The sequence below is a fragment of the Nocardioides sp. WS12 genome (assembly GCF_014108865.1).
Lineage (GTDB): Bacteria > Actinomycetota > Actinomycetes > Propionibacteriales > Nocardioidaceae > Nocardioides.
In genome coordinates this window covers 1,044,533-1,067,553 of the sequence record NZ_CP053928.1, presented here as the reverse complement: position 1 = coordinate 1,067,553, position 23,021 = coordinate 1,044,533, and the positions used below count along the sequence as shown (strand labels likewise).

The window sequence follows — 23,021 nt, the reverse complement described above, 5'->3', positions numbered from 1 at the left end:
CAGGAGATTCTCCTCAACCGGAGGTGGTACGACGAATGGCGAGCTTCGGCGCGAGCAGGACTCCCGTGGCGTCGTACCCGAGGGGACCGAGCAGCCCGGTGAGGGCGTCGACCAACTCGACCGCAACCTGCTCCAGCGGCTGGCGCACCGACGTCAGCCCCAGCACCTGGGCGACCTGCGAATCGTCGAATCCGACGACCGCGACGTCGCGACCAGCGGGCATCCCGCGGTCGGTGAGCGCCTGGAGGACGCCCACGGCAAGGGTGTCGGAGGCGCAGACGAAGGCCGACGGTCCGACCGCGTCGAGGAGCTCCGACGCAGCCTGACGACCGGATTCGACGGTGTCCTCCACGGCGGCTTCGAGCCCCGACGTCGAGAGCCCATGGGCTGCCATCGCGCGGTGCCAGCCCTCGCGCCTGTCGTCTCCCAGCCTGGAGCCGGGCTTCCAGCCGATCCAGGCGATCCGCTCATGGCCGAGTTCGCGGACGTGATCGGTCGCGGCGTGCACGCCGGCGGCGCCGTCGACATCGACCCACGGGTGCGTGGCTCCGGGGTCGTCCCAGGGCCGACCGAACGCGACGAACGGAGCCCGCCGCTCGGCCAGTCCGACGGTCTGCTGGTTGCCGAGGTAGGTGTCGGTGACCACGAAGGCGTCGACGGCGGTGGAGCGGAGCAGGTCGTCGTACCCGCTCATCGGCTCAGGCCGGGAGCCCTCGGCGACGGGGCCGGTGGAGAGCAGCAGGACGTGGTAGCCGACGACCCGCGACGCCTCGACCAGGCTGCGCACGAACCGGTCCATCGCCATGTTGGCGGTGAACTCCTGCGGCGGCGTCAGGCGCAGGCCGATCAGCCGCGAGGAACGGGTGCGGAGTTGTCGCGCGGCCTGATTGGGGGTGTAGCCGAGGTCGTCGATGACCGCCCGCACGCGCTCCAGGGTGTCGGCGCGGAGCAGGTCAGGACTGTTGATCGCATTGGACACGGTCTGCCGCGAAACGCCCGCACGCTCCGCGACGTCGGCGAGCGTCGCCGGAAGCCGAGGAGTGTCCACCTGCCCATGATCCCACGCTCGTCGGGCGTGGCGACTCGGTGATGTCGGACCCATGTCCTACCTTCAAGAACATGGCTGGTTCGAAAGTACGTTCGACTTACCGATGCGGCGAGTGCAGCTGGTCCACCGCGAAATGGGTGGGCCGTTGTGGCGAGTGCCAGGCGTGGGGCTCGGTGTCCGAGGTCGCGGGCGCCAGCGCTTCCACCAGCCGTACGACGGCCTCGGCCGTGACCTCGGCCGCAGTGCCGATCGGACAGATCTCGGCCGACACCGCCGTCCACCATCTCTCGGGCGTGCCCGAGCTCGACCGGGTGCTCGGTGGCGGGCTCGTGCCCGGCGCCGCGGTGCTGCTCGCCGGCGAGCCCGGCGTCGGCAAGTCGACCCTGCTACTGGAGGTCGCCGCCCGCACCGCCCAGCGCTCCCAGCGCACGCTCTACATCACCGGCGAGGAGTCACCGGCCCAGGTCCGCCTGCGTGCCGACCGCACGGGAGCCATCCACGACGAGCTCTACCTCGCGGCCGAGACCGACCTCGGCGCGGTCCTCACCCACATCGAGCAGGTCCGCCCGAAGATGGTGGTGGTCGACTCCGTGCAGACCATCAGCGCCTCGGAGGTCGACGGCATCTCCGGTGGCGTCACCCAGGTCAAGGAAGTCGCCCAGGCGCTGGTGCGGATGGCGAAGAGCCGCGACATCACGGTCGTGATGATCGGCCACGTCACCAAGGACGGCGGGATCGCCGGACCCCGCGTGCTGGAGCACCTCGTCGACGTCGTGCTGCACTTCGAGGGCGACCGCGATTCGCGCTTCCGGATGCTGCGCGCGGTCAAGAACCGCTTCGGCCCCGTCGACGAGGTCGGCTGCTTCGACCTCGGCCCCGACGGCATCCGTGCCGTCGACGACCCGACCGGCATCTTCACCGAGCGCCACCACGGCCGCGTTGCCGGCACCTGTGTCGCCGTCACCATGGAGGGCCGGCGTCCGCTGCTGGCCGAAGTGCAGTCGCTGGTGACGGTCTCCCCCGCCGAGCGTCCGCGGCGTACGACGTCCGGGCTCGACGGTTCGCGCCTGGCCATGGTGCTCGCGGTGCTCCAGCAGCACTGCGGCATCAAGCTCCACCAGCACGACGTGTTCGCCTCCACCGTTGGCGGCGCGCGGCTCACCGACCCCGGCAGCGACCTCGCGGTCGCCATCGCCGTCGCCTCGGCGACCTTCGTCAGCGCACCCCCGGCTGGCGTCGTGGCGATGGGTGAGATCGGGCTCTCCGGCGAACTGCGCCGGGTGCGCGACCTGCCGCTGCGCCTCGCCGAAGCCGCGCGACTCGGGTTCGAGATGGCCGTCGTGCCGGCGGATCCTGGTGCCGCGCAAGGAGTGCGCCGCGCCAGCACCGACCGGATGATCGATGGGATGCGGGTCGTGGAAGCGCCCGACGTCGCGACCGCCCTGCGCCTGTTGCACCTCGACCGTCGTACCAAGCACGCGCTGGAAGTTCTCGAAGCGGCCGACTGACGGGCGTCCCGGGACGCCCGAACAGATCCGAACAGCCGCCAGTAGGGATAACCCTGCGCCAAGGTGGGTACTGATCGATAGGGTACGAGCGTTCCCGTTTCACCAGCACGGTCCGTGCCAGCAAGTTCGCCAGCCAGCCAGTCAGCAAGGGAGGAGCCCTCGTGATCACGTCGGCCGACCCCCGACTCCGCGAGACGCTCGCCCTGATCGCGCCGGGCACTCCGCTGCGCGACGGCCTCGAGCGGATCCTGCGTGGCCGCACTGGCGCCCTGATCGTGCTCGGTCAGGACAAGCTCGTCGAGACGCTGTGCACCGGCGGCTTCGAGCTCGACGTCCCGTTCACCGCCACCGGCCTGCGCGAGCTGGCCAAGATGGACGGCGCGATCATCGTCGATGGCGACCTCACCCGGATCATCCGGGCCGCCGTCCACCTGATGCCCGACCACGGCATCCCGTCCGAGGAGACCGGCACCCGGCACCGCACCGCCGACCGCGTCGCCAAGCAGACCGGACGCCCCGTCATCTCGGTGTCGCAGTCGATGCAGATCATTGCCGTGTACGTCGGCGACGTGCGCCACGTGCTCGAGGACTCCGGCCAGATCCTGTCCCGCGCCAACCAGGCGCTCGCAACGCTCGAGCGCTACAAGCTGCGCCTCGACGAGGTGTCGAGCACCCTGTCCGCGCTGGAGATCGAGGACCTGGTCACGGTCCGCGACGTCGCGGTCGTCGCCCAACGCCTGGAGATGGTCACCCGGATCGCCCGCGAGATCGAGGATTACGTCCTGGAGCTCGGCACCGACGGCCGCCTCCTCGCGCTGCAGCTCGAGGAACTGATCACCGGCGTCGACACCGAGCGGGAGCTCGTGATCCGTGACTACGTCCCCTCGCGTCGCCGCAGCCGCGACCCGAACGAACTCCTGTCGAAGCTCGAGGCCCTGTCGGCGACCGACCTGGTCGACCCGTCCGCGGTCTCCAAGGTGCTCGGCATCGGCACCGGCGAACATCTCGACGGCGCCGTGGCCCCCCGCGGCTACCGCCTGCTCACGAAGGTCCCGCGCCTCCCCACGAACGTCGTGGAAGGCCTGGTCGACCACTTCGGCACCCTGCAGAAGTTGCTCTCCGCCGGCATCGACGACCTGCAGGCCGTCGAGGGTGTCGGCGAACTGCGCGCCCGCAGTGTGCGCGAAGGCCTCAGCCGGCTGGCAGAGTCGACGATCCTCGAGCGCTACGTCTGAGGCCCGCTGACCGCGAGGAACGAGCGGTCAGCGTAGGCCGAAGAGGTTGAGGGCGCGTCCGGCCGAGGTACGAGGCCGGAACCGCGCGTCTCGAAACCAGGTGCGGTGGTGCTGGAAGGTGGCCGGGGCTACCGCGTGGGCGTGGCCTTCGGCGTGGGCGTGCCCTTCGGCGTCGGCGTCACCACAACAGTCCGGTTGGCGGGCCGGCCGAGACTGAACGCAGCCTCCGCCGGCTCTCCCCCGAGCGCCGCGGCGGCGATGGTGAAGTCACCGGGCAACACCCAGTGGGTGCGCGACGTACAGCCCTGATTCGACTCGCGGGCATTCCAGGTCATCGTCACGATCGTGGCCACCGCTCGTCGTACGACGACGGACTGGGACGGCACGGCCCGGGCGCACTGACGCGTCGACCAGATCTCTTCGTTGCCCTTGGCGATCCGGACCGTGACGCTGGTGCTGGAGACCTGCCACGTGCAGGCTTCGGCGGTGACGGTCTGCAGCGAGAGGCTGAGGGTGACGTTCCCGCCGGCAGCCTGGCCCTTGGCGACGGAGGGGGTGACGGCGACGTCGGCGGGCTTGCAGATGCCCTCCGGCGCGGCCAGGGTCGGCGTCACCTTCGCGCCCGGGGTCACGGGCGCGGTCGAAGTCGCCTCACCCGCGGTCACCGTCTGCGTTGCCGACACCTGCGCGCCGGCCTGCTCGGCCGCGGGCGTCTCGTCCGAGGAACCGTCGCTGCCACCGGTCAGCCATTGCGCGATCACGAACACGAGCGAGAAGGCCACGGTGCCGACGAACAGGCGCCGCCGCCAGTAGACGTCAGAGGGCAATGAGCCGCGCGTGGTCCGGCCGCGGGCGCTGGAGGGGCGGCGCTGCGACGACATGCCACCGACGGTAGTCAGCGACGCACCGTGATCCCGGCTGACCCGCCGGACAGGGCCGAAGTCACAATGGGTCTGCGATGACAACGAGTACGACGGACCCCGGCGAACGCCTGGTTGCCCCCATTCTCCAGTGGTTCGACGAGCACGCCCGCGACTTGCCGTGGCGGCGCCCCGAGGCCTCGGCGTGGTCGGTCCTGGTGAGTGAGTTCATGCTCCAGCAGACGCCCGTGGTTCGCGTGCTCCCCGTCCACGAGGCCTGGCTGGATCGCTGGCCGACTCCCGCAGCGCTCGCGGCCGACGCCTCGGGTGAAGCAGTGCGGGCCTGGGGACGACTCGGCTACCCCCGACGCGCGCTGCGCCTGCACGCGGCGGCGGTCGCCATCACCGAGCAGCACGACGGTGTCGTCCCGTCGTCGTACGACGAACTGTTGGCGCTGCCCGGCATCGGCGACTACACCGCGGCCGCCATCGCCGCGTTCGCGTACGGCCAACGGCAGGTCGTGCTCGACACCAACGTGCGCCGGGTCCTGGCCCGCACGGTGACCGGTGTCGAGTTCCCCGCACGGTCGGTCAACCGCGCCGAGCGCGACCTCGGCGCGGCCCTGCTGCCCGACGACGCACCGACCGCCGCGACCTGGTCGGTGGCCGTGATGGAGCTGGGAGCGCTGGTGTGCACGGCCGATCGACCCCGGTGCGCCGACTGTCCGGTGCGGGACGCCTGCGCCTGGCAACAGGCCGGCGCGCCGGCGTACGACGGACCACCGCGACCGGTGCAGGGCTATGCGGGCACCGACCGGCAGTGCCGCGGACGGCTGCTCGCGGTGCTGCGCGATGCACCGGGCGCCGTACCGAAGAAGCGCCTGGACGCGGCCTGGGACGAACCCGTGCAACGCGAACGGGCCCTGACCTCACTGCTCGCCGATGGTCTGCTCGTCCGCACCGGCGACGGCCACTACGCCCTCCCCTGACCGCGACCGTCCCTACGGACGTCAGGAGGGGGTCAGGCGAAAGACCCGGATCTCCCGGTCGGTGCGGGTCTTGTAGACCGCGTAGTTGCCGGCGAGATCGACCATCTTCTGCCACCCGGCGTCGGCCTCCGCGCCCGCGAGGAGCTCAGCGACCACCGGGATCTCGGAGCCGCCGCTGATGACGCGCGCCTCCGGCTGGGCCAGCAGGTTGCCCGTCCAGGCGGGGTGGTGCGCCTGGCCGAAGTTCGAACCGACCACGACCACCGACTCACCCTCGTCGCGGGCGTAGAGCAGCGGGCTCAGCCGCTTCTGGCCCGACTTGCGACCCGTCGTCTCCAGCAGCAAGGTGGGCAACCCGATCGGCCCCAGCACGGTGCGGCGCCCCCGGGTGCGCAACAGGACCTTGCGATCCAGCGGCATCAGCTTGCGGATCACGAAGGAGCCGGGCTTGCTGGCCGCGATCCGCACGGCCATGCCCTGCACCACTGCGTTCTCCGTGCCCCAGCGGTAGTCAGGAATGCTCGCCATGTCCCGATCAAAGCAGGTCCGACCCGGTCCGTCGATGACGGACCGGGTCGGATCAGGGCTTGCTACTCGCTGCTGGCGAGCGGGTCGGCGTCGCCGGACAGTTCCGCGACGTCGCCCGACGGCTCGGAGACCGTCTCGAGCGGCGGCATGTCCGGAACGCTGTTGACCTTCTGGCCCTCGAACGTGAACGACGCGTCCGGGCCTTCGCCGTCGACACCCACGAGCACGATCTGGCCGGGGCCGACCTCACCGAAGAGCATCTTCTCGGCGAGGGTGTCCTCGATCTCGCGCTGGATCGTGCGACGCAACGGCCGCGCACCCAGCACGGGGTCGAACCCGCGGGTGGCGAGCAGGTTCTTCGCCGCCTGGGTCAGCTCGAGCTGCATGTCGCGATCCTTGAGCCGGAGCTCCACCGAAGCGATCATGTTGTCGACCATGGCGACGATCTGCGCCTGCGACAGCGGCGGGAACACGATGATCTCGTCCACACGGTTGAGGAACTCCGGGCGGAAGTGCTGCTTGAGCTCGTCCTGCACCTTGTTCTTCATCCGGTCGTAGGAGCCCGCGGTGTCGCTGCCCTGCTGGAAGCCCAGGTTGACGGACTTGTTGATGTCCTTCGTACCGAGGTTGGTGGTCATGATGATGACGGTGTTCTTGAAGTCCACGACCCGGCCCTGGGAGTCGGTCAGGCGACCTTCCTCCAGGATCTGCAACAGCGAGTTGAAGATGTCGGGGTGGGCCTTCTCGACCTCGTCGAACAGGACCACGGAGAACGGCTTGCGGCGCACCTTCTCGGTGAGCTGGCCGCCCTCTTCGTAGCCGACGTAGCCCGGAGGCGAGCCGAAGAGCCGCGACACGGTGTGCTTCTCGCTGAACTCCGACATGTCGAGCTGGATGAGCGCGTCCTCGTCACCGAAGAGGAACTCGGCGAGGGTCTTGGACAGCCACGTCTTACCGACACCGGACGGGCCGGCGAAGATGAACGAACCGCCGGGACGCTTGGGGTCCTTCAACCCGGCGCGAGTACGACGGATGGCCCGGCTCAGCGCGCGCACGGCCTCTTCCTGGCCGATGACGCGCTTGTGCAGCTCGTCCTCCATCTTGAGCAGTCGCGTGGACTCCTCCTCGGAGAGCTTGATGATCGGAATGCCGGTCGCGACCGCCAGCACCTCGGCGATCAGCTCCTCGTCGACCTCGGCCACCTCGTCCATGTCACCGGAGCGCCACTGCTTCTCGCGGTCGGACTTGGCCAGGATCAGCTGCTTCTCCTCGTCGCGCAGACGCGCGGCGGCTTCGAAGTCCTGACCATCGATGGCGCCCTCCTTGCGCTGGCGCACATCGTTGATCTTGTCGTCGTACTCACGCAGGTCGGCGGGCGCCGTCATCCGGCGGATCCGCAGGCGCGAGCCGGCTTCGTCGATCAGGTCGATCGCCTTGTCCGGAAGGAACCGGTCGGAGATGTAGCGGTCGGCCAGCGTCGCCGCCGAGACCAGCGCCAGGTCGGTGATGGTCACCCGGTGGTGCGCTTCGTACCGGTCCCGGATGCCCTTGAGCATCTCGATGGTGTCGGCCACCGACGGCTCGGGAACCTGGATCGGCTGGAAGCGGCGCTCCAGCGCAGCGTCCTTCTCGAGGTACTTGCGGTACTCGTCGAGGGTGGTCGCACCAATGGTCTGCAGTTCGCCACGGGCCAGCATCGGCTTGAGGATGCTCGCCGCGTCGATCGCGCCCTCGGCCGCACCGGCACCGACGAGGGTGTGGATCTCGTCGATGAACAGCACGATGTCGCCGCGGGTGCGGATCTCCTTGAGGACCTTCTTCAACCGCTCCTCGAAGTCACCGCGGTAGCGGGAACCGGCGACGAGCGCACCGAGGTCGAGCGTGTAGATCTGCTTGTCCTTCAGCGTCTCCGGCACGTTGCCCTTGACGATGTCCTGGGCAAGACCTTCGACGATCGAGGTCTTGCCGACACCGGGCTCGCCGATGAGGACAGGGTTGTTCTTGGTACGGCGCGACAACACCTGCATGACCCGCTCGATCTGCGGCGCGCGGCCGATGATCGGGTCGAGCTTGCCCTCGCGGGCGTCCTGCGTCAGGTTGCGGCCGAACTGGTCGAGGACCAGCGACGACGACGGGGTCTCGCCACCACTCGTGCTGCCGGACGCGGAAGCGGACTGGCCGCTCTCCTTGCCCTGGAAGCCGGACAGCAACTGTATGACCTGCTGGCGCACCCGGTTGAGGTCGGCACCGAGCTTCTGGAGGACCTGGGCGGCCACGCCCTCGCCCTCGCGGATCAGGCCGAGCAGGATGTGCTCGGTCCCGATGTAGGAGTGGCCGAGCTGCAGCGCCTCGCGCAGGGACAGCTCGAGCACCTTCTTGGCACGAGGCGTGAAGGGAATGTGTCCCGACGGCGCCTGCTGGCCCTGGCCGATGATCTCCTCAACCTGGGCGCGGACCGCCTCCAGCGAGATGTCGAGGGACTCCAGCGCCTTCGCGGCGACTCCCTCGCCCTCGTGGATCAGGCCGAGCAGGATGTGCTCGGTCCCGATGTAGTTGTGGGAGAGCATGCGAGCCTCTTCCTGGGCCAACACGACCACACGGCGGGCTCGGTCAGTAAACCGCTCGAACATCAGCACGCTCCTCACGTCACAGGGAAGTTCTGGAGATACAACCCTTCGAACAGCCTACGCGTTCCATGTTCGGGTTCATTTCCAGTCCGCTGACAGCGAACAACCCAGCCCGTAGGGCCGGGTTGTTCTCTCTTTTCGGCGTCAGTTGGCCGAATCAAAGGCCTCGCGTACGTCGGCAGGGATCCGGCCGCGCTCGGGGACGGCGTGGCCGTTGGATCGGGCCCACTCGCGGATCTCCCTGGCGGAGACGCCACTGTCGGATGACGCCGCGGCGCGCGCACCCCGCCGGGCAGCGCGGCCGACCTTGCGGCCGTGGCCGACGTACGTCGCCAGGGCTTCCCGGAGCGCATCGGCATTCGTGTCGTTCAGGTCGATCTCGTAACTGGTGCCGTCAAGACCGAAGACCACCGTCTGGCTCGCCTCGGTGCCGTCGATGTCGTCCACCAGGGTGATGCTGACCTTTTGCGCCATCGCGGGAAACTCCTCTGCTTCTCTGCATTGTCACGAATTGACTCGTGTCCACGAGTTCATTGAAACAATCAAAGCACAAGGCAGTGAATATCGACATCACCGTTGATTGCGGAGGAACACCTTTTCCAGTCCGCGCAGGGTCAGCCACGGGGAGTGGTCGGTAAAGCACCGACAATCCTCGAAGACCAGTGGGGCGAGATGTCCGGTGGCAATCACCGCGACGTCCTCGGTGACACATCCCAATGCGGCAATGAGGCGCTCGACCATGCCTTCTACCTGACTGGCGACACCGAAGACCATTCCGGACTGGAGGGCCTCGACGGTGTTCTTGCCGATGACGCCGCGTGGGCGCACGAGTTCGACCATGCGCAATTGGGCGCCGCCGCGACTCAATGCGTCGAGAGAGATCTCAATTCCGGGAGTGATCGCTCCGCCGATGTACCGGCTCTGGGCATCGACGACGTCGAAAGTCGTCGCCGTACCGCCGAAGTCGACGACGATTGCGGGACCCGAATAATCGGCCGCTGCGGAAAGTGCGTTGACGATCCGGTCGGTGCCGACTTCGCGGGGATTGTCGACCATGATCGGAACTCCGGTGCGAATACCGGGTTCGACGATCACCTGCGCGACATCGGCGAAATGCACCGCGAGCATCTCGCGCCATGCGTTCAGTCCGGCGGGCACCGTCGAGCACACGACGATCCCGGTGACGTCCTGCTCCAGGTCGCCGAGCAGCCCGCGCAGGAGCACCGACCACTCGTCGGCCGTGCGCCGCTCGTCGGTCGACACCCGCCAGTCGGCAACGACTTCGCCGTCCTCGAGCAACCCGAGGACGGTGTGGGCATTGCCGATGTCGGCGGCGAGCAGCGGCATGGGACTACGTGGTCCGGAAGTCCAGGCCGAGGTCGAACACGTTGACCGAGTGGGTCAGCGCACCGACCGAGATGAAGTCGACACCGGTCTCGGCGACCTCACGGGCGCGCTCGAGGGTGAGCCCGCCCGACGCCTCGAGAGTGGCGTTGCCGCCCGCAGCCTGGTTGATCCGGACGGCCTCGGCCATGTCTGCGGTGCTCATGTTGTCCAGCAGCACCTCGGTGCAGCCAGCGGCGAGCACGTCGCGCAGTTCGTCGAGGTTCATGACCTCGACCTCCACCCGCAGGCCGGGGTTGGCGGCCACGACGGCCTGGTAGGCGGCCACGGGTCCACCCGCGGCAACGGCGTGGTTGTCCTTGACCATCGCGCGGTCGACAAGGCTGAACCGGTGGTTGACGCCACCACCGCACGCAACGGCGTACTTCTGCAACGCGCGCCAGCCCGGCAGTGTCTTGCGGGTGTCGAGCACCCGCGCACTGGTGCCGGCCAGGGCGTCGACCCAGGCAGCGGTCGCCGTCGCGACGCCCGACAGGTGCGACGCGAAGTTGAGAGCGGTGCGCTCGGCGGTCAGGACGCCCTGGACGGGGCCCGACACGGTGAGTACGACGTCGCCGGGCTCGACACGGGTGCCGTCGGGCACGCGGCCACTCAGTTCCACGGCGTCACCGAGGGCGTAGATGAACGAGAGTTCGGCGATGGCGAGGCCCGCCACGACCCCCGGCTCGCGAGCCACGAAGTCAGCGACGGCGCGGCCCATGTCCGGCATCGCGGCGCTGGTGACGTCGTCGGCGCCACCAGGCAGGTCTTCCTCGAACGCCAGCGCGATGTGGTCGTAGATCGCCTGCGGCGAGAGTCCGGCTGCGGCGATCTCCTCGACGAGCGACGCCGGCAGGGCGTCGTACGACGTCCGCGCGATCACGCGGCACCTCCATCGACCTTGGCATCGACCTTGGCATCGACTGCACCGTTGACCGTGCCGTCGGTGGCAGGCGAGGCAACGAAGGCCACCGTGCTCACCCCGTCGGTCATCCGGACGTCGAAGTGCCCGGCCCAGTGGGCGTCATCGCGTTCGGGGAAGTCCTCGCGCCAGTGCGACCCGCGGGTCTCCTCGCGCAGCGCGGCAGCGTCGGTGAGGGCGGCGCTGATGGTGACCAGGTTGGTGGCCTCCCAGGCGTCCTGGCCCACGACGTCGGCGACGTGGCCGGCCAGCTTGTCGAGCACGGCACCTGCCTCGGCGAGGCCGGGCGCCGTACGAAGGACACCGACCCTGGAGGACATCGCCTCCTGCAGTTCCCGGCGTACGTCGCCGGCAACGAGCCCCGCCGTACGACTGTCCTCGGTGGCCTCGCGCCACGGGGCGAGCTCCCCGGGCAGCACGTCCGCGATCCGCCGCGAGAACACGAGCCCCTCAAGCAGCGAGTTGGAGGCGAGTCGGTTGGCGCCGTGCACACCCGAGCAGGCGACCTCACCGGTGGCATAGAGGCCGGGCAGGTCGGTGCGGCCGTACAGGTCGGTGCGGACTCCGCCGGAGGCGTAGTGGCAGGCAGGTGCGACGGGGATCAACGCGTTGACCGGGTCGACGCCGTGGGAGCGGGCGGTGGCGAGGATCGTCGGGAAGCGCTTCTCCCAGAACTCCGCGCCCAGGTGGCGCGCGTCAAGCCACATGTGCGGTCGACCCGTCTCGATCATCCGCTTCATGATCGCCTTGGCGACGACGTCACGAGGGGCCAGATCGGCGAGTTCGTGGACGCCCTGCATGAAGCGGGTGCCGCCCTCTTCCGGCGGGCCGTCGACGAGGAACGCGCCCTCGCCACGAACGGCCTCCGAGATCAGCGGCTGCTGGCCACGGGAGTCGGGGCCGAGATACATCACGGTCGGGTGGAACTGGACGAACTCCAGGTCGCGCAATGTCGCACCGGCCCGCAGCGCCACGGCCATGCCGTCGCCGGTGGAGACCGACGGGTTCGTGGTCTGGGAGAACACCTGGCCGAGGCCGCCGCTGGCCAGGACGACCGCGCGGCAGTTCACGGCACCGACGCCGTCCCGCTCACCCTCACCGATGACGTGCAGGGTGAGGCCGGCCACGCCGCTCACGCCGTTCTCGTCCTCGCCCAGGAGCAGGTCGACGGCCAGCGCGTGCTGGATGACCTCGATGTCGGGGGCGGCCTCGATGGCCGCGATCAGCGCCCGCTGGATCTCCGCACCCGTGGCGTCGCCGCCGGCGTGCGCGATCCGGTCGCGGTGGTGCCCGCCCTCGCGGGTGAGCGACAGTTCGCCGTCGTCGGTGTGGTCGAAGTTCGTGCCGAGCGCGATCAGTTCACGAACGGCCTCCGGGCCCTCGTTGACCAGGATCCGCACGGCGTCCAGGTCGCAGGCGCCAGCGCCGGCAACGAGGGTGTCGACCTCGTGCTCCTCGGGGGTGTCCCCCGGCCCGAGCGCCGCGGCGATGCCACCTTGTGCCCACTGGGTCGAGCCGGCAGCCAGGACGTCCTTGGTGACGACGAGGATCTTGTCGACGTGCCCCCGCAGGCGCAGCGCCGCAGTGAGGCCGGCGATGCCGGAGCCGACGATGACGACATCCGCGCGGGTGGTCCAGCCGGGCCCGGGGGCGTTCAGCCGACCGGGCAGACGTCGTACGGCGGCCGGGGGCACGTGGTCAGACATTCCTGCAGGCTACTGATCCGCAGCCGGTTCAGCGCGAGGCGGTGACGTCGCCGCGCTCGAGGCTCGGGTCGCCGAAGGTCTCGGCCGGGTCGAACCCGGTGGCCATGATCTTGTTGTCGGCGTCGACGAAGACCACGCTCGGCTTGAACTCCTTGGCTTCCTCGGTCGTCATCTGGCCGTAGCCGATGAGGATGACCAGGTCGCCGGGGTGCACGAGGCGGGCAGCAGCACCGTTGATGCCGATGACGCCCGTGCCGCGCTCGCCGGCGATCGTGTACGTCTCGAGGCGGGCGCCGTTGTCGATGTCGACGATGTGCACCAGCTCGCCCGCCAACAGGTCGGCCGCGTCGAGGAGGTCCTCGTCGACGGTGACCGAGCCGACGTAGTGCAGGTCGGCCTGCGTCACGGTCGCGCGGTGGATCTTGCTCTTCATCATGGTGCGCAGCATGGGTTTTCCCCTTCTCAGAACTGCAAGGTCATGTTGTCGATGAGCCGGGTCGTACCGACCCTGGCTGCAACGAGGATCCGGCCTTCGGTGCCGGCTTCCGGAAAGTCGGGCAGCTCGCCCAGACCCGAATCGGTGAGCGCGAGGTAGTCGAGTTCCACGCCCGGCTCCTCCTTGATGACACTCATGGCAGCCCACCGGGCTGCCGCGACGCCGTACGACGCCCGTTCCTGGGCCGCACGGAGGGCACGGCTCAACGTGGCGGCCTGCTGGCGCTGCTCGTCGTCGAGGTACCGGTTGCGGCTGGACCGGGCGAGCCCGTCGGGCTCCCGATCCGTGGGGGCACCGACGATCTCGATGCCGAGGCAGAGGTCGGAGACCATCCGCCGGATCAGGGTCAGTTGCTGGTAGTCCTTCTCGCCGAAGATCGCGATGTCGGGACGGACCAGGCCGAAGAGCTTGGCGACCACGGTGAGCACGCCCCGGAAGTGTCCGGGCCGGCTGGCGCCGTCGAGGATGTCGGCGAGCGGGCCGGGCTGGACCGTGACGGCGTCGATCCCGGTGGTCGAGCCTGTCGAGACCTCGTGCGGGACGCCGTCGGGGTACATCTCGGCGATCACTGGCGCGAAGACGACGTCAACGCCCTCGGTCGCGGCCATCTCGAGGTCGGTGTCGAACGTGCGCGGGTAGCGGTCGAGGTCCTCGCCCGCACCGAACTGCAGCGGGTTGACGAAGATCGAGACCACGACGACGCCATCGGCGCCGGCACGCTCGCGCGCGGCCCGCATCAGGGTCGCGTGCCCCTCGTGCAGGGCGCCCATCGTGGGCACCAGCACGACAGGAGCATCTGCCCGGTGGTTGAGGTGCGAGCTCGCGAGCCTCGAAACCAGCAGGCCGGCGAGGTCTGCCCGGCTGCGTGCGACAGCCGGTGTGGTGGTGGCAGTCATGCCTGGTCGGCCCCCGCGTCACCTGCGGTCGAGGGGCGAGCGAAGCGGGACTCGATGCTCCGGTCGCCGTACGCACCGAGCACGTCGGCCATCTTCTGCGCGCGGATCGGGATCAGGCGGCCATCCGTGACGGCGCGGTCGAGCGTGGCCCAGGCCATGGCGACGTACGACGGAAGGGTGTCGGGTGCGTTGCGCGAGATGTCGGCCAGGTGGGCCGCAACGGTCTGCACGTCGCCGCGGACGATCGGCCCGGTGAGGGCGGCGTCACCGTGGGCGAGGGCGTTGTCGAGGGCGGCGTCGAGCAACGGGCGCAGCGTGCCGGACGGGTCGTCCACACCAGCGGCAGCGAGCATGCTCATGGCCTCGCTCACCAGGGTGACGAGGTGGTTGGCACCGTGGGCGAGACCCGCGTGGTAGAGCGTGCGCATCTCTTCGGGCACCCAGGTGGGGCGCCCGCCGAGGTCAGAAACGAGGCCTTCGGCGACCTCGCGCTCGGCGGGTCCGGCGGTGAGGCCGAAGACGCAGCCGTGCAGGCGCTCGAGGTCGACGACGGTGCCGGTGAAGGTCATGGCGGGGTGCAGGGCGATCACGTGCGCGCCGACTTCAGCAGCCGGGGCGAGCACGGCCAGGCCGTGGCGACCAGAGGTGTGGGCGACGTACTGCCCGGCCCGGATCGCACCGCTCGCGGCGAGGACCTGCACCACGTTGGGGAGCATGTCGTCGGGAACGGTCAGCAGCAACAGGTCGGCATCGCGCGCGACGTCGCTCGGCTTGCGCAGCGGGACGCCGGGCAGCAGCTCGGCGGCGCGGCGACGGGAAGCGTCGGACTCGCCGGCAGCGGACACGACATGGTGACCGGCGGCGTGCAGACCCGCAGCGAGGACGGCACCGACGCGGCCAGCGCCGATCACGCCCACGCGGAACTTGTGGGACATCTGAGAACCTTTCGTTCCCGTCCCTCCGACCACTCCTCCCTTGCGGGCGGAGCCGGGGTGGGTACCGGACGTTGTGCTCACGTTTTCCTGCGCCCCGGGGTTCCGGGACGAGACAACGGTACGCCGGTTGCGCCAGCCACGGAACGGGGTCGTTCCGTGGCCCCTGTCACATCAGTCGCGGTCCGTGCGCTGCCGGGCACGGGCGAGCCGCCGAGCCGCACGCCTCACGGGCGACGCACCCGTCGCGGGCGACAGGCGATCCAGGAGTTCCTGGCTCAGCCGAACCTGGTCCTGGCGCCGTGATTCGCGGGTCTGCTCACGCAGCCAGGCCACGTGCTCGCGGGAGGCCTCGAGGTCGGAAAGATGCGAGGGCTGGACCCCTGCCGGGAAGTCGAGACTCGCCATCCGGTCGTCGAAGGCGGCGCCACCGCCTCCGTGGGCGAACGTGTTCGCCAGGCCGTGCCGGTCGAGGTACGCAGCGAACCTGTCGAATCGGTCGCGATGCCCCGTGGCCATCGGCGACCAGTCGGCTTCCTCGATGAGCGCGACCGGGTCGACGTCCTCGGGCAGCGACTTCAGCATCCGGTGCGGGATCTCGAAGTAGCGGCACAACTCCATCGTCCGGGAGTCGCCACAGAGCACGAGCGCAGGCGTTCCGGCGAGCAGCGCGGCGATGCTGCCGTGGATCCGGGCACCGATGGAGACGTCGAAGCCCCGCAGGTCGTTGATCCACGACGCCGGGTCCACGTAGACCCGCGCCCTGCCCTCCCCGAACATCGGGTGCTCGGGGTGGGTCGGCATCAGCTTCACCGCCCCCGCGGGTGACGAGATGTCACGCCAGCGCAACTGCGCGGCCTCCACCGTGTTCTGCCCGATGAACGTCGTCTCGGGGAACTGCTCGTGGATCCGGGTGATGATGCGATCCAGGCCAAGGCTCCGCATAGCTGCGTGGGCGCCGTTGACGGCGATCCGTGAACTCTCCGACAACTCCCCGACGGGCCGGACGGGCTGCAGAACAGGGCCGTCGAAGAACATCGACGGACAGCCGATCACCTCGACGTCACGGAAGCCCAGGCCAGCGAGGTAGTCGGCCGTGAACTCGCCGCGCACGCCGATCGAGGGGCCGTGATCGAGAACGGCCGAGACGAAGTCGCGCACCGAGTCCTCCAGTGGGCCCAGGGCGGCGAGATCGCCTTCCGCATTGGCCTGCGCACCGACACCGAGAACGACGACGGGGACCTTCAACTGGCGCACGACGCGCGTCAGGCGCTGCAGTGCCGGAGCGAAGCTCGGCCGGAAGGCGTTGGCCAGCGGGACGACGAACGCGTCGTACTCGCTGTTGATCTTCTCGACGAGCCCCGGAAAGACGGTCAGGCCGTTGGAATCCACCTGGGTGTCCGGCGTCGAGAGGATCTTGTGGGAAGCATTGCTGAAGATCAGGTTGCCGGCGTTGGTTCCGAGCACGTCGCGCTCGATGGACTCCTCGACGCTCAGGACGTCGAACGGGTCCTTGCCCGACCGCAGCAGAATTCTCTTCACACTCAGTCGCCCAGGCTGAACGGGTCGTCCTTGCGGACGTCGTAGACATGGCCCGACTGGTCGGAGATCAGTACGTCGACCGAGGTGCGCGCGACGACCTGCGAATCCAGCAGGGTCCCGGGCGCCTCGTCACCGAACGCCTTGGTGCGCATCGGGGTGCCGGTCCGCTCGGGGTTGATGCAGTTCACCCGCACACCCGAGTCGGCCCACTCGTCCGCCAGCGCCTGGGTGAGGTTGACCGTCGCCGCCTTCGCGGAGGAGTAGAGGCTGTAGCCGCCGCGTCCGCGCGTGTAGGAACTCGACGTGAAGAGGAGGAGCGCGCCGCGCGTGGCCGCGAGGTGCGGGAAGAACTCCTGCGCGATGAAGATCGGCCCGAGGTAGTTGATCTCGGTGGCGGCGTAAACGGTCTCCTCGCTGGTCTCCAGCAGTTCGCCGCGGGGCAGGACGCCGGCGGTGTTGACCACGAAGTCGATCGACCCGGTCGCGGTGATCGCCTGCTTCGCGGCGGCGGCGACGTCGGACCGTCGGCCCACGTCGGTGTTGGTGGTGGACCGGCTGAACGTCAGCACCGTGGCGCCGTACGACGTCGCGAGGGCCGCGATGTCCGCACCGATGCCGTAGCTGCCACCGAAGACCACCATCGTCTTGCCGGCGAGCGCGTCCTTGTAGCCCTCGTCGGTCTTCGCTCGCGGGAGGTCGATGCCGGTGAGCTGGAAGAGCTTGTCGGCGATGAACACGTCGATCGGCTCGGTGACCTTCATGTTCCGGTCGTCGCCGCGCACCACGATGATCGGCTCGTCGGGGAGATAGCGCAGCACCACGCTGCAGTCATCGGTCGCGGTGAAGTCCGGATCGGCGGCCGCGATCTCGTAGGCCTTCGCGAGTACGTCGAGGCGGAACGCCTGCGGCGTCTGACCCCGACGCAGGGAGGCACGGGGCGGGATGCTCCGGATCGTGTCGTCCTCGGCCACCTCGATGATCGTGTCCGCTGACGGGATCGCGACGTCGACTGCCGGGTAGGACTCCAGTGCGGCAAAGCACTCGCCGATGATGCGCGGCGTGACGAGCGGACGCACCGCGTCGTGCAGCAGGATCCGCACCTCGGCGCCGGCGGCACTCGTCTGCAGGTGGTTGATCGCGAGCTGGGTCGTGGCGTTGCGGGTGTCGCCGCCCTCGAGGATCGCGGTGACCTTCGGGTACGCGTCGCCACGGGTGATCTCGCGGACCGCGTCGGTGTGGCCGGGCGCCATCATCACGATGAGCTCGTCCACGTCCGGGTGGTCGTGCAGCGCCACCAGGGTGTGCTCGAGGAGGGTCTTGCCGGCGACCTTGATCAGTTGCTTGGGGATGTCGAGACCCACCCGGGCCCCCACGCCACCGGCGAGGAGGACGGCGACGTTCTTCACGGGATTCGACATGGAGAACAGGTTAGTAGTGCCGGCCCGGCGTCTCGATACGCCCCGCTCGTTCCTCGCGGGGCTACTCGACGACCTGAGCGAAGAACGCTTCGACCACCCGACGGGCGGACTCGCCGTCCTGCAGGTGGTTGTACTTCTCGTGGAACCGGGCCAACTCCGGCGCACACGCCCGCTCGAGACCGGCGAAGTCGCGCAGCAGGCGGACCGCTTCGTCGGCGGTGTCGACCAACGGACCGGGAGCGGAGTCGCGGTAGTCGTAGAGGAATCCGCGGACGCCGCCGACGTAGGTGTCCAGGTCGGGGACGAGGAAGATCATCGGGCGCTGGGTCAGGGCGAAGTCGAAGCGCAGCGAGGAGTAGTCGAGGACCGCTGCGTCGGACGCCAGGATCAGGTGGTTGATCTCGGGGTAGTCGGTGACGTCGAGAAATCGGGCGGCCTCGCCACCGGTCGCGGTCGTCGCCGCATGGAACCGGTGCCCGCGCATCAGCAGCACGTAGTCCGGCCCGAGCGCGCGACTGGCGGCCTCGAGGTCCAGGTGCTGCACCATCTCGGCACTGCGCCAGTTCGTTGCCAGGTCGTCGCGCCAGGTCGGCGCGTAGAGCACTGCCTTCTGGTCCGGGCGGATCCCGAGCCGCAGCCGGGTCTCTTCGCGCAACGCCGTTGCCTCCGCCGAGACGAGGACGTCGTCACGGGGGTAGCCGTGGCTGTGGATCGGCCCGTCGTAGTCGTACTCCCGGCGGTAGTGCTCGTCCATCGCCGGCTCGGGCGTGAGGATCAGGTCCCACTCCCCCGACGTGCGGTGGAGTTCGAGCTCGATCCGCTTCTGGGTGAAGTTCTTGGCGCGCCACATGCGCAGCCCCATCGACTTGGCCGGGTAGCCGTGGAAGGTCTGCAGCATCTTCTGCCCCGGCTTGCGCGAGAACCACCGCTCCGGGTCGATGTTGAGGCAGAGGTACTTCACGCTGCCGAGTACGCGGTACCACGCACGCGTGTTCAGGACGACCGGGATGCCGCCCTCGGGCACCCACGACGCGGTGTCGGTGACACCCCAGTAGATCGTGAGTTCGGGGCGGGTACGACGCAGTTCCTCGTGGATGGCCAGCTGGCTGTCGGTGGCCGACGCGCCGACGTACGACTGGAGGTAGACCGCGTCTTCCTCGAGCGGGAAGTCGGTGGCGGCGTACCAGTCCTGCAGGACCTGCTGGGCGTACGGACCGCGCTCGTCATCAGCCATCGGGCGATGCAGCTCGATGTTGCAGTCCCGACCGAAGCGCATGAGGCGCGACGTGTAGGCGGCACCGACGGTGAACTGGTGCAGCTTGTCGATGGCGTTCTCGCCGAGCGGGGCAATCGATGAACGGCCACCGCTCACCACGGTGACCGGATAGATGCCTTGGGGCACCGGCGCCTCCCCCAGGCCCCACCGGTCGTGGACGAGCCGGAAGTTGACCCGCACCTCACCGGGCGCGGCGGGGTCGATGGTGCCGACAACAGTGGCCTTCTGCCCCGCCAGTTCGATGCGTACGTCGCCCGGCGGTTCGGCTGCGAGCCAGCGGCCGGTCACGGTGGCATCGAGGTCATCGACCACCACGTCGTCGACGACCAGGACACCGGCGGCCTCGAGGAGTTCGGTGTTGCCGTGGGCGTCGCGGCTCGCGACGATCCCCCCGCCTCCGACGCCCAGCCACTGCGCGTGGACAGCCGGCCAGCCGATCGGGTGCTCGGCGCCGTCAGCGGTCAGTGCGACGAGCGACCACCGGGTCTGCCCGGTCCAGGCGGGCGGCAGGTTGATCCGGAAGGTGGTGGCCCCGTCCTCGCCCACGGCGGTCGCGGCGCGTGCCTGCAGCGCGCCCTCGGCCGCGCGCACCGCGACGATCGAGAGTCCGGCGGCGTCCATCGTGCCGCTGACCGCTCGGCCCGTGACCTCGACCGAACGCAGCCGCGGGCCGGTGTCCGGGAGCACCCGCACGCCGGCGAGGGATGCGCGCGGACTGAACCCGACCAGGGCGCCGGCGGCGGGCCGGGGTGCCAGGTGGTACTCACCGACGAATCCTGCCGAGCCCTGCGCATCGACGCGGGCGATCGGACCGGACCGGGTCACCCCGTCGACGGTCAGGGTGACGTCGAGCCGCCAGGTGCGGCCGGTGGCCGACAGGCCAGCGGTTCGGGAGGCGGCGACCAGTTCAGGAACTGCGACGGTGGCGACGAACGCTCCCCACGAACCGTCCTGGCACCGGCGCGGCATCAGCTCCCACCCCTGGTTCGCCCGGAGGTCGCGGGCCTGCCGGAGGTCGAGCTCGATCCGCGCACCCGAGTCCTGGTCGACCAGGGCACAGGTCACGTCCGGCAACTCCGACATCGAGACGAACTCGATGGCTGCGAAGACGGTCAGCTCGATGGCATCGGCCGCGACCCAGCGCACGTCGCGCAACACCGCCGCAAGGCGCGTCTCCACGGGCGGCATCTCGAACAGGTCAGCCGGGATGGCGAGCTCGTCGTCGTCGTGGAACGGCAGCTGGGCGAAGACCTTGCCGTCGCGGACGACGGTCGGACAGCTGCCACCAGCGAAGAGCCGTGCCGCTGCGAACTCCGCCAGCTGCTCGCGGTGGTCGTGCTGCAGCAGCCAGATCTTGATGCGCGACTCTGCGGACAGCCGGGACCAGATCCGTTCGTCGGCCGATTCCAGCAGCATGATGACGTGGTCGCGCAGGGTCTTCCACTCGCGGTCGTCGGCGCGTTCGACATCGGCGACGAGGGGCTGGACGGCCGCTTCCAGGACACCCCAGAGCCACCAGTCGCGGGCGTCCGGTTGTTCCAGCGAGGTGATCGCCTGCCACGTGCGCGTGTGGTCGTCGATCCAGGCGTCGAGACCGGACAGGGCGTCGTGCACGGTCCCGACCCCGACCCCGTCCCGGCGACCCGTCGGAACGTACGTCGCCTGCTTGAGCAGGTCGAAGGACGCAGCGTGCCGCAGCAGACCGAGGGCGACGGCAGCGCCACTGGGCTGGGCATCGGTGAACTGCAGCCCGGACTGGCTCCACAGCGCGGTGGTGAAGAGCTTGTTGCCGACCCCCAGGTCGGTGACCGCCACCGGCGACGCGACGAGCGTGGTGCGGGAGACGTCGACGTGGTGGGCGGCGTCGTACGGCGAATCAGGGACCCAGCCGACCGTGTCGGGCTCCTTCATCTGGCCCACCACGAGCGGCGATCCGGACAACTCATGGGCGGTCACCAGGCGCGCGACGGCGGCCAGCGGGAAGTCATCGCCGCCACTGGCGACCATCACCACGGCGCCCCGCGCCGAAGCGATGCCGGCGTTGCGGGCGGCCGCGAGCGTGGGCTGGACCTTCGAGCGGATCCGGATCCGCCAGTCGGCGACGGCATGGCCGCGGGCGATCTCCAGCACCTTGTCGTGGCGGCCATAGGGCACCACCACGATGTCGAGGTTGCGGTAGGTCTGGGCACGCAGCGTGTCCAGCAACGGCCCGATCCGTGTGGTCTCGTCGTCGCTGAGCGGGAGGACCACCGAGACCCGGGTGCCGCTGAATCCGTTACGGAAGCGGCGCGTGGACCGACCGACGGGACCGCGCAACCGTCCGGGTCCCGACTTCGCGAGTCGGATCAGGGATTGCTTCGCGCGCGCTCGGTCGTAGGCCAAGAGTGAATCCTTCAGGTACGGCAGACGGTCGACTACGGGGTGAAGACGTGAATCCTAACGATCCGATCGATCCACCTGAGGGTCGGCCGCAGCGCCGTGGCGTCAGACCGCCTTGCGTGCGCTCCCGCGTGTCCGCGACTCCATGAGCTGCCATTCGGCCTGCAGCACGTCGAGCTCGGCTTCGAGCTCGGCGACGCGCACGACGGCCTGGCCGGCGCGCTCTTCGGCATCCGTGAGCCGCTCGCTGAGGCGCTCGGCAACCCGCTGGGCCTCCGCAGCCTGGTCGTGGGCGTCCGCCAGTTCCTGGCGGGCGTCGGCCAGTTCCGAGGCCGCGTCACCGAGACGCTTCTCGAGCCGGGAGATCGTGGCGTCGCGCTTGGCGAGCTTGCCGGTCATGTCGGCTGCGAACTCGACGTTCTCCGCCGTACGGACCTCGGTCAGGTCGGCGTACGCCCTGGCCTGTCCGGCACGGTCGCGCGCAGCGTCGTGACGCGTGGCGATCAGCTCGGTGTGGGCGATCTTGAGAGCGGCCGCGCCGAGGACCACAGAGCCCGCAGCAGCAACGGTGACCAGCAACCAGGAACCGGTCACAGCGGTACCCGCAACGGCCAGCGCCGCGAGCGTGAGGAGAGCGACGGCCACCAGAAGACGGGTGGACCGCTGACGACGACGGTTGCCGACGGGGGAAGTCATACCCGCACGGTATGCCTCAGGCGCCCCATGAGACGCACGACACGCTTGACACAACTGTCACAACAGTCACACGGGTTGCATGGGCGCGGGGGTCAGCGCGGCTCGGGGTCGTCCCCGCGCACCCGGCACGCCCGCTCGAGCAGGAGCGCCGCCACCGCGGCGGCCACCGCGCAGCCCGTCGCGATCAGGGACCGCACCAGCCGCTCATCGGCCAACTCAGCCGGGTCGCCGATCCAGCTGATGGCATAGCCGAGGTACCCGCCGGCCACCAGAGCACCCACCAGGGCACTCGCCCGCGCCAGCACCAGCCGATTGACCGCCTTGTGCGCCTCGAGCCGCTCTCGTCGTACCTGCACGGCCCGGTGGGTCGCCCAAGCGACGTACCCGAGGATCGCGGCCAGCAGGAGCAGCGCCAGGGGCTGCGGCGCGGTCACGAGAGGCGGTACGACGCTCAGCCGTTCGCAGAGAGGATGCACCGCCCAGCCACCGACCAGCCCCACCAGCGCCCAGCCCAGCAGGCTGAGCAACGAGGTGGGCCGCAGGGCGCCGCCTTCGGACTCCGGATCGGAGACCACTAGGA

General features: G+C 69.6%; 19 protein-coding genes. 3 read left to right on the top strand and 16 right to left on the bottom strand.

Features of this window, described 5'->3' with window-relative positions; translation table 11 throughout:
• Positions 1-13: 13 nt before the first annotated feature.
• Positions 14-1,048: a LacI family DNA-binding transcriptional regulator gene (locus HRC28_RS04890; protein WP_237111705.1), complete on the bottom strand. Its 1,035-nt coding sequence runs from the start codon at positions 1,046-1,048 to the stop codon at positions 14-16.
• A gap of 71 nt (positions 1,049-1,119) precedes the next feature.
• Here HRC28_RS04890 and radA point away from each other — a divergent pair, with 71 nt between their 5' ends.
• Both radA and disA read left to right on the top strand, forming a co-directional pair.
• Positions 1,120-2,556, top strand: coding sequence for a DNA repair protein RadA (gene radA, locus HRC28_RS04885; RefSeq protein ID WP_182379043.1), 1,437 nt, complete (start codon positions 1,120-1,122; stop codon positions 2,554-2,556).
• Positions 2,557-2,717: 161 nt separating this feature from the next.
• Positions 2,718-3,791 carry a DNA integrity scanning diadenylate cyclase DisA gene (gene disA / locus HRC28_RS04880; protein WP_182379042.1) on the top strand — a complete coding sequence of 358 codons (1,074 nt, stop codon included), beginning with the start codon at positions 2,718-2,720 and terminating at the stop codon, positions 3,789-3,791.
• A 128-nt stretch (positions 3,792-3,919) separates the two neighbouring features.
• Here disA and HRC28_RS04875 read toward each other — a convergent pair whose 3' ends face one another.
• Positions 3,920-4,672, bottom strand: a complete 753-nt coding sequence (locus HRC28_RS04875; protein WP_182379041.1) for a hypothetical protein — start codon at positions 4,670-4,672, stop codon at positions 3,920-3,922.
• Between the two features lie 77 nt (positions 4,673-4,749).
• Here HRC28_RS04875 and HRC28_RS04870 point away from each other — a divergent pair, with 77 nt between their 5' ends.
• Complete coding sequence (locus HRC28_RS04870; RefSeq protein WP_182379040.1) at positions 4,750-5,640, top strand: A/G-specific adenine glycosylase; 891 nt, start codon at positions 4,750-4,752, stop codon at positions 5,638-5,640.
• A 21-nt stretch (positions 5,641-5,661) separates the two neighbouring features.
• On the opposite strand, the gene HRC28_RS04865 is transcribed toward HRC28_RS04870, so the two are convergent.
• From HRC28_RS04865 to HRC28_RS04800, 14 genes are all read right to left on the bottom strand, one after another.
• Positions 5,662-6,168 (bottom strand): nitroreductase family deazaflavin-dependent oxidoreductase, encoded by a 507-nt coding sequence (locus HRC28_RS04865; protein WP_182379039.1) that lies wholly within the window; start codon positions 6,166-6,168, stop codon positions 5,662-5,664.
• Positions 6,169-6,230: 62 nt separating this feature from the next.
• The gene (locus tag HRC28_RS04860) at positions 6,231-8,798 is read right to left on the bottom strand and encodes an ATP-dependent Clp protease ATP-binding subunit (RefSeq protein WP_182379038.1); all 2,568 of its coding nucleotides are present in this window, start codon (positions 8,796-8,798) and stop codon (positions 6,231-6,233) included.
• Positions 8,799-8,939: 141 nt separating this feature from the next.
• The gene (locus HRC28_RS04855; RefSeq protein ID WP_182379037.1) at positions 8,940-9,269 is read right to left on the bottom strand and encodes an Lsr2 family protein; all 330 of its coding nucleotides are present in this window, start codon (positions 9,267-9,269) and stop codon (positions 8,940-8,942) included.
• Between the two features lie 96 nt (positions 9,270-9,365).
• Positions 9,366-10,142: a type III pantothenate kinase gene (locus tag HRC28_RS04850; protein ID WP_182379036.1), complete on the bottom strand. Its 777-nt coding sequence runs from the start codon at positions 10,140-10,142 to the stop codon at positions 9,366-9,368.
• A gap of 4 nt (positions 10,143-10,146) precedes the next feature.
• A complete protein-coding gene (gene nadC, locus HRC28_RS04845; RefSeq protein ID WP_237111704.1) occupies positions 10,147-11,061 on the bottom strand; it encodes a carboxylating nicotinate-nucleotide diphosphorylase in 915 nt (304 codons plus the stop codon).
• Entirely contained in the window at positions 11,058-12,806 is a 1,749-nt protein-coding gene (locus tag HRC28_RS04840) for an L-aspartate oxidase (protein ID WP_182379035.1), read from the bottom strand. Before HRC28_RS04840 ends, nadC begins: the two co-directional genes overlap by 4 nt.
• A 28-nt stretch (positions 12,807-12,834) precedes the next feature.
• Positions 12,835-13,254, bottom strand: a complete 420-nt coding sequence (gene panD / locus HRC28_RS04835) for an aspartate 1-decarboxylase (protein ID WP_182379034.1) — start codon at positions 13,252-13,254, stop codon at positions 12,835-12,837.
• A gap of 14 nt (positions 13,255-13,268) precedes the next feature.
• Positions 13,269-14,198 carry a pantoate--beta-alanine ligase gene (gene panC / locus HRC28_RS04830; RefSeq protein WP_182379033.1) on the bottom strand — a complete coding sequence of 310 codons (930 nt, stop codon included), beginning with the start codon at positions 14,196-14,198 and terminating at the stop codon, positions 13,269-13,271.
• Complete coding sequence (locus HRC28_RS04825; protein ID WP_182379032.1) at positions 14,195-15,133, bottom strand: DUF2520 domain-containing protein; 939 nt, start codon at positions 15,131-15,133, stop codon at positions 14,195-14,197. Before HRC28_RS04825 ends, panC begins: the two co-directional genes overlap by 4 nt.
• A 171-nt stretch (positions 15,134-15,304) precedes the next feature.
• A complete protein-coding gene (locus HRC28_RS04820) occupies positions 15,305-16,672 on the bottom strand; it encodes a polysaccharide pyruvyl transferase family protein (RefSeq protein ID WP_182379031.1) in 1,368 nt (455 codons plus the stop codon).
• Positions 16,673-16,674: 2 nt separating this feature from the next.
• The gene (locus HRC28_RS04815; protein WP_182379030.1) at positions 16,675-18,090 is read right to left on the bottom strand and encodes a bifunctional cytidylyltransferase/SDR family oxidoreductase; all 1,416 of its coding nucleotides are present in this window, start codon (positions 18,088-18,090) and stop codon (positions 16,675-16,677) included.
• Positions 18,091-18,151: 61 nt separating this feature from the next.
• Positions 18,152-21,748 carry a CDP-glycerol glycerophosphotransferase family protein gene (locus tag HRC28_RS04810; protein WP_182379029.1) on the bottom strand — a complete coding sequence of 1,199 codons (3,597 nt, stop codon included), beginning with the start codon at positions 21,746-21,748 and terminating at the stop codon, positions 18,152-18,154.
• Between the two features lie 102 nt (positions 21,749-21,850).
• The gene (locus HRC28_RS04805; protein WP_182379028.1) at positions 21,851-22,441 is read right to left on the bottom strand and encodes a hypothetical protein; all 591 of its coding nucleotides are present in this window, start codon (positions 22,439-22,441) and stop codon (positions 21,851-21,853) included.
• A 92-nt stretch (positions 22,442-22,533) separates the two neighbouring features.
• A complete protein-coding gene (locus HRC28_RS04800; protein ID WP_182379027.1) occupies positions 22,534-23,016 on the bottom strand; it encodes a DUF3180 domain-containing protein in 483 nt (160 codons plus the stop codon).
• Positions 23,017-23,021 lie beyond the last annotated feature (5 nt).

What these genes read in the sequence shown, in the direction of transcription:
- HRC28_RS04825 (WP_182379032.1), bottom strand. Translation starts at nt 15,133, where the DNA reads ATGTCCCACAAGTTCCGCGTGGGCGTGATCGGCGCTGGCCGCGTCGGT.
- HRC28_RS04840 (WP_182379035.1), bottom strand. Translation starts at nt 12,806, where the DNA reads ATGTCTGACCACGTGCCCCCGGCCGCCGTACGACGTCTGCCCGGTCGG.
- HRC28_RS04815 (WP_182379030.1), bottom strand. Translation starts at nt 18,090, where the DNA reads ATGTCGAATCCCGTGAAGAACGTCGCCGTCCTCCTCGCCGGTGGCGTG.
- panD (WP_182379034.1), bottom strand. Translation starts at nt 13,254, where the DNA reads ATGCTGCGCACCATGATGAAGAGCAAGATCCACCGCGCGACCGTGACG.
- HRC28_RS04860 (WP_182379038.1), bottom strand. Translation starts at nt 8,798, where the DNA reads ATGTTCGAGCGGTTTACTGACCGAGCCCGCCGTGTGGTCGTGTTGGCC.
- radA (WP_182379043.1), top strand. Translation starts at nt 1,120, where the DNA reads ATGGCTGGTTCGAAAGTACGTTCGACTTACCGATGCGGCGAGTGCAGC.
- HRC28_RS04850 (WP_182379036.1), bottom strand. Translation starts at nt 10,142, where the DNA reads ATGCCGCTGCTCGCCGCCGACATCGGCAATGCCCACACCGTCCTCGGG.
- HRC28_RS04870 (WP_182379040.1), top strand. Translation starts at nt 4,750, where the DNA reads ATGACAACGAGTACGACGGACCCCGGCGAACGCCTGGTTGCCCCCATT.
- HRC28_RS04875 (WP_182379041.1), bottom strand. Translation starts at nt 4,672, where the DNA reads ATGTCGTCGCAGCGCCGCCCCTCCAGCGCCCGCGGCCGGACCACGCGC.
- HRC28_RS04865 (WP_182379039.1), bottom strand. Translation starts at nt 6,168, where the DNA reads ATGGCGAGCATTCCTGACTACCGCTGGGGCACGGAGAACGCAGTGGTG.
- HRC28_RS04855 (WP_182379037.1), bottom strand. Translation starts at nt 9,269, where the DNA reads ATGGCGCAAAAGGTCAGCATCACCCTGGTGGACGACATCGACGGCACC.
- panC (WP_182379033.1), bottom strand. Translation starts at nt 14,198, where the DNA reads ATGACTGCCACCACCACACCGGCTGTCGCACGCAGCCGGGCAGACCTC.
- HRC28_RS04805 (WP_182379028.1), bottom strand. Translation starts at nt 22,441, where the DNA reads ATGACTTCCCCCGTCGGCAACCGTCGTCGTCAGCGGTCCACCCGTCTT.